General features: G+C 69.4%; 11 protein-coding genes. 4 read left to right on the top strand and 7 right to left on the bottom strand.

Translation table 11 applies throughout. The features are described from left to right. Positions 1-299, top strand: a 299-nt coding sequence (locus QZ433_RS08800; RefSeq protein ID WP_295782091.1) for a type II toxin-antitoxin system VapC family toxin, incomplete at its 5' end; no start/stop codon positions are given. Positions 300-501: 202 nt separating this feature from the next. Here the strand turns inward: QZ433_RS08800 and QZ433_RS08795 are convergent. The 6 genes from QZ433_RS08795 to QZ433_RS08770 form a co-directional block, all read right to left on the bottom strand. Next, the gene (locus QZ433_RS08795) at positions 502-1,110 is read right to left on the bottom strand and encodes a helix-turn-helix domain-containing protein (protein ID WP_295782089.1); all 609 of its coding nucleotides are present in this window, start codon (positions 1,108-1,110) and stop codon (positions 502-504) included. After that, positions 1,107-1,628 carry a signal peptidase I gene (locus QZ433_RS08790; RefSeq protein WP_295782087.1) on the bottom strand — a complete coding sequence of 174 codons (522 nt, stop codon included), beginning with the start codon at positions 1,626-1,628 and terminating at the stop codon, positions 1,107-1,109. The genes QZ433_RS08795 and QZ433_RS08790 overlap by 4 nt, the downstream gene beginning before the upstream one ends. A 50-nt stretch (positions 1,629-1,678) precedes the next feature. Then, entirely contained in the window at positions 1,679-3,346 is a 1,668-nt protein-coding gene (locus tag QZ433_RS08785; RefSeq protein WP_295782085.1) for an RCC1 domain-containing protein, read from the bottom strand. Between the two features lie 136 nt (positions 3,347-3,482). Continuing rightward, complete coding sequence (locus QZ433_RS08780; protein WP_295782082.1) at positions 3,483-4,586, bottom strand: hypothetical protein; 1,104 nt, start codon at positions 4,584-4,586, stop codon at positions 3,483-3,485. 83 nt (positions 4,587-4,669) lie between these two features. Further along, positions 4,670-5,215 carry a hypothetical protein gene (locus tag QZ433_RS08775; RefSeq protein WP_295782081.1) on the bottom strand — a complete coding sequence of 182 codons (546 nt, stop codon included), beginning with the start codon at positions 5,213-5,215 and terminating at the stop codon, positions 4,670-4,672. Positions 5,216-5,262: 47 nt separating this feature from the next. Next, the gene (locus QZ433_RS08770; protein ID WP_295782077.1) at positions 5,263-5,889 is read right to left on the bottom strand and encodes a hypothetical protein; all 627 of its coding nucleotides are present in this window, start codon (positions 5,887-5,889) and stop codon (positions 5,263-5,265) included. A 316-nt stretch (positions 5,890-6,205) separates the two neighbouring features. On the opposite strand from QZ433_RS08770, the gene QZ433_RS08765 reads away from it, so the two are divergent. Genes QZ433_RS08765 through QZ433_RS08755 form a run of 3 tightly spaced genes read left to right on the top strand, consistent with a single transcriptional unit; the run spans position 6,206 to position 8,803 of the window. Then, complete coding sequence (locus tag QZ433_RS08765; RefSeq protein WP_295782076.1) at positions 6,206-6,844, top strand: hypothetical protein; 639 nt, start codon at positions 6,206-6,208, stop codon at positions 6,842-6,844. A gap of 10 nt (positions 6,845-6,854) precedes the next feature. Beyond that, positions 6,855-7,484 carry a TetR/AcrR family transcriptional regulator gene (locus tag QZ433_RS08760; RefSeq protein ID WP_295782072.1) on the top strand — a complete coding sequence of 210 codons (630 nt, stop codon included), beginning with the start codon at positions 6,855-6,857 and terminating at the stop codon, positions 7,482-7,484. A 32-nt stretch (positions 7,485-7,516) separates the two neighbouring features. Further along, positions 7,517-8,803, top strand: coding sequence for a nucleotide disphospho-sugar-binding domain-containing protein (locus QZ433_RS08755; RefSeq protein ID WP_295782071.1), 1,287 nt, complete (start codon positions 7,517-7,519; stop codon positions 8,801-8,803). 7 nt (positions 8,804-8,810) lie between these two features. Here QZ433_RS08755 and QZ433_RS08750 read toward each other — a convergent pair. Then, positions 8,811-9,173 (bottom strand): class I SAM-dependent methyltransferase (locus QZ433_RS08750; protein ID WP_295782068.1); only part of this gene is annotated, 363 nt, incomplete at its 5' end.

Below are 9,173 nucleotides of genomic sequence, written 5' to 3'. Positions count from 1 at the left end.
AGAACCCGTCCGGGTACCTCGTCCATCCGCTGACGGCCGCCGAAATCTTGGTCGGTCCCGCCAAGCGCGGTGTCGCCGAACGGGTCTGGCAAGACCTGCGCGGCGTCGGCGTCGACGTCGCCGTGCTCGGTCCCGACGAGCCCCTCGTCCTCGCGCGCCTGCGCGCGCGGTGGGGATTGAAGATGCCGGACACCTGCGTCCTCGCGACCGCCGAGCACGTCGACGCCCCCCTCGCGACCTTCGACCGTCAGCTCGCGTCCGCCGCGGACGGCGTCGGTCGTCTTCTCGCGGGCGTCTGAGCCCGGGGCTGTCGTCGACCGGCCCCCGCCACGCGCGCGACGGCGTGATCGAAGGGTTCGAACGATCGGCAGGATGAGGGCCTGCACCATGGCCGGCGAGAAATCGTCGACTGGATGCCGAGCCGATCACCGACCTGATGGTGCGGGTAGTGCTGCAACAGGCCGATCCTGCTGCCCGGTACGGGGTTCTGATGCAGGCGACTCAGCCCAGAACGCTGGCAACGCGCAGGACTTCGCGTCGCAGGCGTTCCCCGAACTGCTCGGCTGTCATGCCGCATTCGATATGGAGGACGCCGAAAGCTTCGTGCGAGGCGACCGCGTAGAACTCCCGCACCAGGTCCTCGATGCGTCCGGCGGGGGCGATACCGAGATCGATGAGCATCTGAGCGGATCGTTCGAACTCGCGCCGCCTTTCGGCCCGGAGCTGATCGAGCATCTGCGCCGCTCGCGGATCGACGTCCGCCGCCGTGTGCAGCGCGCGCCACAGTCGATGCGTGCGGGCGATCGCCGCGGCCAGGAGGGCGACGTACTCGTCGAGGACCTGGGTCGGCGGCATCCGCTTCGCCAGGTCGACGTAGGCGGGCTCGCCCGCGAGAGGGAATGCCGACCCGTGACCGGCGAAGGCCATCTGGAAGGCGGCGAAGACGAGTCTTCTCTTGGGGCCCGCCAAGCCGACGCTCTCCACCGACACGCCTGCGCGGTCGGCGATGGCCTGCAGGGTCGTCTGGCCGTATCCGTTCTCGCTGAAGAGCTCGGCTGCAGCCTGCAGGATGCGCCGCCGTGTGCGGGCGGCGGCGTCGGCCCTTCTCACGTGGACGAGGAGGCGCGTGATCGCGAACGGCCGCGACGCGATTCCCAGTTCATCCCTTCAGTCTGGCCGCGATCGTCGGAACGGGCGAGAACGGACGGGGTGAAAAGCAGCAGAAGGATCGCGCCGATCAGCGTCACTCTGCCGACCATGCTCGTGCAGGCGCGCAGCACTGTCGACCACGGAGAAGAGATGACGGCGGTCACGGTCCCGACGACCTCGCCACGAGCGACCAGATCCGGGTCGGTCACGGTATTGGCATCCCCTCGCAGGAGAAGAGACCCGTCCTCGTCCACCCCGATGATGCGGTGGGTGACGAGCGAGGAATCGGGATGCCGTACGGTCACCACGTCGCCCACGCCCGTCGGTCCGTGCGGGTCGACGACGATGACGTCACCGATCTGCAGGGCGGGCGTCATGGACGCGCCTTGGACGACGATCCACTGATCGCCGGTGAGCGCCGGTCCCGCGACGGGGAGGGCGAGAAGGGCGAAGAGAAGGCCCAGGATGCCCCACCTCACCCGGAGCGCCTTCCGGGCTGACGGGCGCCCGATGGCGCGTCGTGCGACCCTCACGGCGTTCCCGCCCGGATGGAGGCGACACCGCTCGACGCGGTCCAAGGTCCGAGCGTGGTCGTCACGGTGTAGTCGTAAACCGTTCCGGAGACGAGGCTGCAGGCCGATCCGTCGTCCACCGGTACGGAGCCGGAGGGGCATGCCCGCAGGCCCTCGGTCGTCGTCGCGACGGCCGGTACGCTCCGTTGCTTCGTGTCGCCCATGCCGAGTTGGCCGGAGGAGTTATGGCCCCAGGCCCACACGGTGCCCGAACCGACCGCCAGCGAGAAGCCCGAGCCCACGGCGACGGAGTCGGCGAGAAGGCCGTTGGCCGTCTCGGTGGGGTGATCGATCACGTCGCCGTCGCTCGCGCCATTGCCGAGCGCTCCGTATCCCGGAATGCCCCATGCCCACACACGCTTGTCCCCGTCGATGGCCAGGACGTGTCCCGTCCCCGCGGTGACCGTGCTCGCGTGAAACGTTCGTCCGTCGGGGAAGGTGACGGGTTCCGGGCTGATTTGATTGAGGCGCGTACCGTTGCCCAGCTGGCCGGTCGTCCCCACTCCCCACGCCATGACGGTGTCGTCTGCGGCGATGGCGAGCGACGCCCAGCCGCCGGCGGAGATCGATGTCGCCGGCAGGGCGGAAGCGTCGGCGAGTTGCGCTTTGACCGGGACGTCTCGGTTCGTGAAGGTGTCGTCTCCGAGCTGACCGAGCCGATTCATCCCCCAGCCGACGACCTCGTGGTCCGTGTCGATCGCAAGTGAATGGCCGGTGCCGGCCGCCACAGCGGTGGCGAGAAGAGGCGATCCGTCGGCGAGCCTGACCGTGGTGGCGTCGCTGGTCCACCTCCCCGCCCCTCGTGCGACCTGTCCGTACTCATTGTCGCCCCAGGCGCGCACCCGCCCGTCCGTATCAATGGCCAGGGAGTGGTCACCGCCGGCGGCGATGGCCGTCGCGCGGAGGGGTCCGCCGTCGTCGCGACGGATCTTGTCGGCAAGCGGGATGACGCCGCCGGCAAGGCGGGGGTCGCGTCCCGCCTGCCCGAGCTGATTGGCTCCCCACGCCCAGACGTTGTTGTTCGAATCGAGCGCCAGCGAGTGATTCTTTCCCGCGGCGATGTCGGTGATGACGGCGCCGCCCGGGAACAGCACCTGCTGCGGGGTTGCGCCATCCGACGTGAAGTTCCCGAGTTGTCCGGAGGAGTGGGAGCCCCACGCCCACACGTCGCCGGCGTCGTCGAGACCCAGCACGTGATTCTCGCCCGCAGCCACCTTCGTGATGGTGCGCGCTTGCATCGGGAAGTTTCCTTGGTCGACGAAGCTGGGAAGGAGGCCCGTGTAGATGGTGGTGGGAGCGCCGCCGGACACCGAACGCTCCACGGTGTAGGTGATGGCCGCCTCGAGGCCGAAGGTGGGCTGCCACCACAGGCCGATGCCGTTCTCTTCTTGCGCGATCGAGGTGAATCGCGGCTCTACCAGCGCGGCGGTGCCGACCACGTTGCCCGACGTGCGGGCATCCGCGGTGAAAGATGCGGCGGTGCCCGGGAGCGGGGAGCTCAGGGCGACGGTCAAGAGCAGGACGATCGCGACGAGTCCGCTGATGAGATGGCGGCTCGAGCGCGGGCGTCGGGTCGCACCCCGCCGTGAGGAACGGGGAGGGGCGGTTGTCGAGCGAAGGGTCATGTGGCTGCTTCTTCCTCTGCGGAGGGATGTTCGGGGATCGTCCGGACCCCGCTCGCCACGTCGCCGGATGCCGCGCGGCCTCGTTCCGCCGGCGTCCTGTCCTCGACGGGGGTGCTGCTGACCGAGACGGCGGTCGTCATTGCGTCGGGGTGGAGACGCTGAGGGGGACGCTGGTGTATGTCCAGCCGCCCACGGTGGTGGTGACGGTGTAGCGGTAGGCCTGGTTGCTTCGGAGGGAGCAGGTCGTTCCGTCGGCGAGGAGGATCGATCGGGTGGGGCAGGCGCGGGACGTCATATCCAAGCTGGTTGGGGTCGACTGAGCGGTCGTGTTGCCGGTGCCGAGTTGTCTGGAGGAGTTGTTTCCCCAGGCGTATACGCGGTGGTCGGTGTCGAGAGCGAGGGAGTGATACGAGCCCGCGACGAGGGTGGTGGTGGTGATTCCGGCCGGGAAGGTGACGGGGGTGGGCGTTGGTCGGTCGGTTTTGTCGCCGGTGCCGAGTTGGCCGGAGTTGTTGTTCCCCCAGGCGTATACGCGGTGGTCGGTGTCGAGAGCGAGGGAGTGATACGAGCCCGCGACGAGGGTGGTGATGGTGACTCCGTCGGGGAGGGTGATGGGCGTGGGTGTCGATCGGTTGGTTTGGTCGCCGGTGCCGAGTTGGCCGGAGGAGTTGTTTCCCCAGGCGTAGACGTGGTGGTCGGTGTCGATGGCGAATGATTGATAGCCGCCTGCGATGACGGAGACGATGATGACTCCGTCGGGGAAAGAGATGGGAGTGGGTGTCGATCGGTAGGTCATGTCGCCGGTGCCGAGTTGGCCGTAGACGTTGTTTCCCCAGGCGTAGACGTGGTGGTCGGAGTCGAGAGCGAGGGAGTGAAAGGTGCCGGTCGAGACCGCGATGATGTCTCGCGACGTCAGTTCCGCGGGGATGCCGCCCAGGTCGGTGTAGGTGGTGTCCGCTCCGGTGTAGATGGTGGTGGGATCAGAGCCGTCGCCGTCGCTGCGGGTGACCGAATACGTCGGGGTCGCACCTCCGGTGGGCGCGGCGTTCCAGGTGAGGGTCGCACTGTCGTCGGTGACCGGGTCGGCGTTGGGCTGCGCGTCCTCGAGCGCCCCGGTGGCGATGCTGTTGGCGGGGGTCGATGCGGAGGCGGTGAACGACGCGCTGGTCGAGCTCATCGTCCCGCCGAAGCCGACGACGAGCAATAGCAGGGAGGCGAGGGCGAGGCGGGACCTGTTCACGGGAGGTGGCTTTCGTCGATCAATCGGAACCAGGAAGCGCCGCCGAGACGCGAGGCGGCCCGGCGGCACTTCGGCGCGGCGGTTCAGGAAGTGGGAACCTGCGAGGCGGTGACGACGAGGTCGAAGCCGGCGGTGTTGTTCTGCGCGCTGTTGTCGGCGTTCGCATCGAGACCGACCGTGACCGAGATGGCCCCTGTGGCAGAGGTTCCGAAGGCACTCTTCGACTTCAGCGTGGGAGGGGCTGCGAGGGTTCCGGTCTCCTTCGTCGTGCCGTCCGAGATGGTCACGGGGATCCATTTCAGGAGGTTGCTGGATGCTCCGGTGCCCGCCGTCACGTTGGCGAGGGTCACCTCGTAGGTGAAGGGCACGGTGCCTCCGTTCGTGAAGGTCAGGACGTCCGGGGTGGTCGCGCTCCCGCCGGGAAGCAGGTTCTGTGCCTTCACGGGGGTCGTGACGGGAGCGCCGATCTTGAGCGAGGCGGTTCCGACGGTGTTGCCGCTGATCGACTGCTGGTCGGTGAAGGCGGCGCCCGTGAGGGCGTATCCGCCTCCGGCGAGGAGCAGGGCGGCGGCGGCGCACACACCGGCGATGCGGAGGCGATGCGAGGAGCGGGTGCTGTGGTGGGACATGGGTTTCTCCTAGGTGAGCGGGTGAAGCGGGACGGGTGAGGTGAGGATCAGTCCGAGGTGGCGGTGAAGACGGTGTCGAAGGTGGCGCTCGCCCCCGGCTGAGCGCCGTCGGGAACCTCCACCCACACCGTCGTCGCGACCTGATCGCCGGGGGCGACAACGACGGCGGTCGTCGTGGGGCGCGACGACAGCGGGCCGGTGACGCTGGCGGACGCACCCGTCGAGAGCGCGGCGATGAAGGCATCCGATGCGCCCGTGGTCGGTTCGAGGGCGGCGCGCACGTGGATCGGCATCCCGGAGACGTTTCTCACGGTGACGCGGAGCACCTGGACGCGTTCTCCCGGCAACAGATTCGAGGTGGCGGCGGTGTCGCCGCGCTCGAGGTCGCTGAGCGCGATGAGCGAACACGACGCGGATTCCGCGTGCGACGGCGGGGTGTCCAGGGTGACGATCCCCAGGCCCAGCAGCACCGCCAGCCCGGCGGCGATCGAGGCCGTTCCGAGGGGGTGACGACGACGCGCGCACACGAGAAGGATGATTCCCGCGGTCACCACGATCGCGGCAGCGGCGATGAGCCACAGCGTCAGAGTCGCATCCGAGCCCGTTGCGGCCAGGTGCGGCGAGGTCGTTCCGGGAACGACCGTCACGCAGGGAGCGGCGGGGTGCGGGTTCATTCATCGTCCTTCGGTGGGGTGATGGGGACCCGATCGCGTCGATGCCGCGCTCGGGAGGGTGGAGAGCAAACGGATGCCGTCCGGGGCGGGTTCTGTCGGGACGCTAGCGAGGCGATTTCGCTGCCGCCATGTCGCTGCGGTCGGACCGTAACGAAGATGTGTGGCGGCCCGGGGTGGGGCATAAATGGTCGCGGGTGCGACGTCGAACGTTCCGTCGCCACCAGCAAATTCAGTTATACACTGCTATAGTCAATTTGTGGATCGGGATGGCTCGCACCCCGGTCGCGATCCTCGCCCCTGCCCGAAGGAGTCACCCATGACCGCTCCCGCCGCCGCCGTCCGCCCTTCTCCCGAGAACATCTCGCACCCGTCGTGGCCGCGGGTCGCGGGCATCCTGATCGTCGCCGGCGGTGTGCTGCTGACCGCCGCCACCGCCCTCGAGATCGGGACCGACGTATCCACCGATCCGGGCCCGGCGACGGCCTTCTGGGTGCTGTTCCTCGCCAGCACGCTCGCCCACGTCGTGGCGATGTTCCCGCTCGCCCTCGGCCGCGGCGACGGTCAGGGCGCCGTCGGCTCGTCTCTCGTCGGCAAGATCGCACTGCTCGGGTTCGGCGCCTTCTTCCTCGCGAACCAGAGCCTGTACCTGCTCGCCGCGTACCTGCTGCCGACCGCGGAACCGACCGACGGCGCGATGGCCTTCCTCTTCGGGATGAGCGCCGTGCAGGGGGTCCTGCTCCTCATCGGCGGCATCGTCATCGTGCGGGCCCGGGTGCTGGGGGGTGCGGCGCGCTGGACGATCCTCGCGCTCGCGCTCGTCGGCTTCGCGCTCGGGGTCGTGGCGAACAACAGTGCGATCGAGTCGTTGACGAACACGATGTACTTCACGTCGACCGGAGCGCAGATCGTCGCGGGACTCCTCATCGCTCGGGCGGGCCGCACCGCGGCGAAGTAGCGTGAGGGGCGTGCCCCGCAGCTATCAATCCCCCAAGCGACAGGCGGATGCCGCCGCGACGCGCGCGAACATCGTCGATGCGGCGAAGCGGCTCTTCGTGAAGGACGGATACGTCGCGACCTCCATCAAGGCCATCGCGGCCGAGGCGGGGGTGTCGATCCCGACGGTGCACCTGAACGGCCCCAAGCACGCTCTGCTCATCGCCGCGTTCGAGCGCACCTTCGCGGGCGACGAGGGGCGGCACTCCCTCGCTGAGCGCCCCGAGCTCGTCGCCATCATGGGCGAGCCCGACACCGACACGGCGATCGAGCGGTACGTCGACTTCCTCATCGAGGCGAATCAGAGGTCCGCGGCGGTCGTGCGGGCGATGCTCGCCGCGGCCGACAGCGATCCCGACGTCCGGGCCGCCTACCTCGACCTGGAGATGCGCCGCCACCGCGACATGACCATCGCGGCCGGCTGGTTTCTGCAGCGCGGGCGCATCCGCGTCGATCAGGTCGCGATCGCCGCCGACGTGCTCGGCCTCATCACCGGCCCCGACCCGTGGACGCACTTCACGGTCGTCCGCGGCTGGGATGTCGCGGCCTACCGGTCGTGGCTCACCGGCCAACTCGTCCGCCTCGCCGACCACCTCCAGTAGATCGTCGGCGGGGTCACTCGGAAGACAGGAACATGACCCCCTCCGCCCTCATCTGCAGCATGCCCGCCGTCGGCCACGTCGGCCCGCTCCTCGTCGTCGCCCGCGAACTCCGGCGACGCGGGTGGGATGTGCGCCTGCTCACCGGAGCGCGATATCGATCGATGGTCGAGGCCGCCGGCATCCGGTTCGTGTCCCTCCCGCCCGAAGCCGACACGCTCGACGGCATCGGAACGGGAGACGACGGGCGCGAACGGGGTCTCGCGGTCATCAACCGGGGCGTCGAGCGGGCGTTCCTCGACCCCGCGGGTCCCGCCGCGGCCACGCTGGAGCACCTTCTCGACGAAGAGCCCGCCGATGTCGTGTTCCACGACATGCTCTTCCTCGGGGTGCAGACCCTGTTCGCCCGACAGCGCTCCGACCGTCCTCTCACGGTGATGTGCGGCATCACGGCCGCGGGGTACTCCAGCCGTGACGCCCCGCCCTACGGCCTCGGGATCACGCCGCTTCGCCAGCCGGTGCTGAACCGACTGCGCAATCGTCTGCTGAGTGCGACGTCGAAGATCGTTCTGCGGCCCGTGCATCGCTCGATGGACCTCTTCCTCGCCGGTGTGGGTGCGCCGGGCTTGGACGGGGCGTTCTTCATGGACGTGCTCACGCGCAGCGACCTGCTCGCGCAGTTCACGGTGCCCGAGTTCGAGTACGCCCGTTCCGACGCCCCGGAGAATCTGCGCTTCTACGGGCCGATGGCCACGGCAGCTGTGCGCCCCACGCCGGCGCCGGCGTGGTTCGACGACCTCGATCCCGCCCTCCCTCTCGTGCACGTCACGCAGGGCACCGTGGCCAACACCGACTTCGGCGAGGTCGTCGAGCCCACCCTCACGGCCCTCGCCGACCTGCCCGTACAGGTCGCCGTGACCACAGGGGGGCGCCCCCTCGATGCGCTTCCGCCCCTGCCTGCCAACTCCTTCGCCGCGAGCTACCTGCCCTACGACGACCTGCTCGCCCGCACGAGCGTGCTCGTCACCAACGGTGGATACGGCGGGCTCCACCACGCGATGCGCCACGGGGTGCCGATCGTCATCGCCGGCGACTCCGAAGACAAAGTCGAGACCTCCGCCCGCGTGCAGCACGCTGGCGTGGGCGTGAATCTGCGAACGGGTCGTCCGACTCCGGATGCCATCCGCGCGGCCGTGCAGCGGATCCTCGCCGACCCGAGCTACGCCGCCCGCGCGCGCCGAGTGGGGGACGCGATCGCGGTCGCCCGCGGTGCGACGGGGCTCGTCGACGACGTCGAGGCGATGCTCGCCTCGCGCTCCTGAGCTCTCGTCACGCCCTCCGTTCCCCGATCAGCGTGCCGACCGGCCGCGCACCCCGCGTCGCGCGCGTGTGCGTCTCGACGATGTCGAAGCCCGCGGCATCCACTCTCTCCGAAAGGTCGTCGAGCGGCCACCGCCAGGCGCGCGTGACGGCGTGATCGAAGGGCTCGAGCACCCTCCCGACGAAGAAGCCGAGCAGCAGGCCCCCGTCAGGACGGACCGTGCGCGCGAACTCGCGCAGGGGCCTCGAGACGGCGTCGGGCGCGTGATGGATCGTCGAGAACCACGACAGGATGCCACCGAGCCCGCCGGCGGCCTGCTCGAGGTCGTCGATGGTGCCGACGTCGAAGCGGATGCCGGGATGCGTCGCTCG

The sequence above is a fragment of the uncultured Microbacterium sp. genome (assembly GCF_913776565.1).
In the GTDB taxonomy this organism is placed as follows: Bacteria; Actinomycetota; Actinomycetes; order Actinomycetales; family Microbacteriaceae; genus Microbacterium.
The sequence above is the reverse complement of the archived record's forward strand: the minus strand, read 5'-3'. Positions and strand labels throughout refer to the sequence as shown.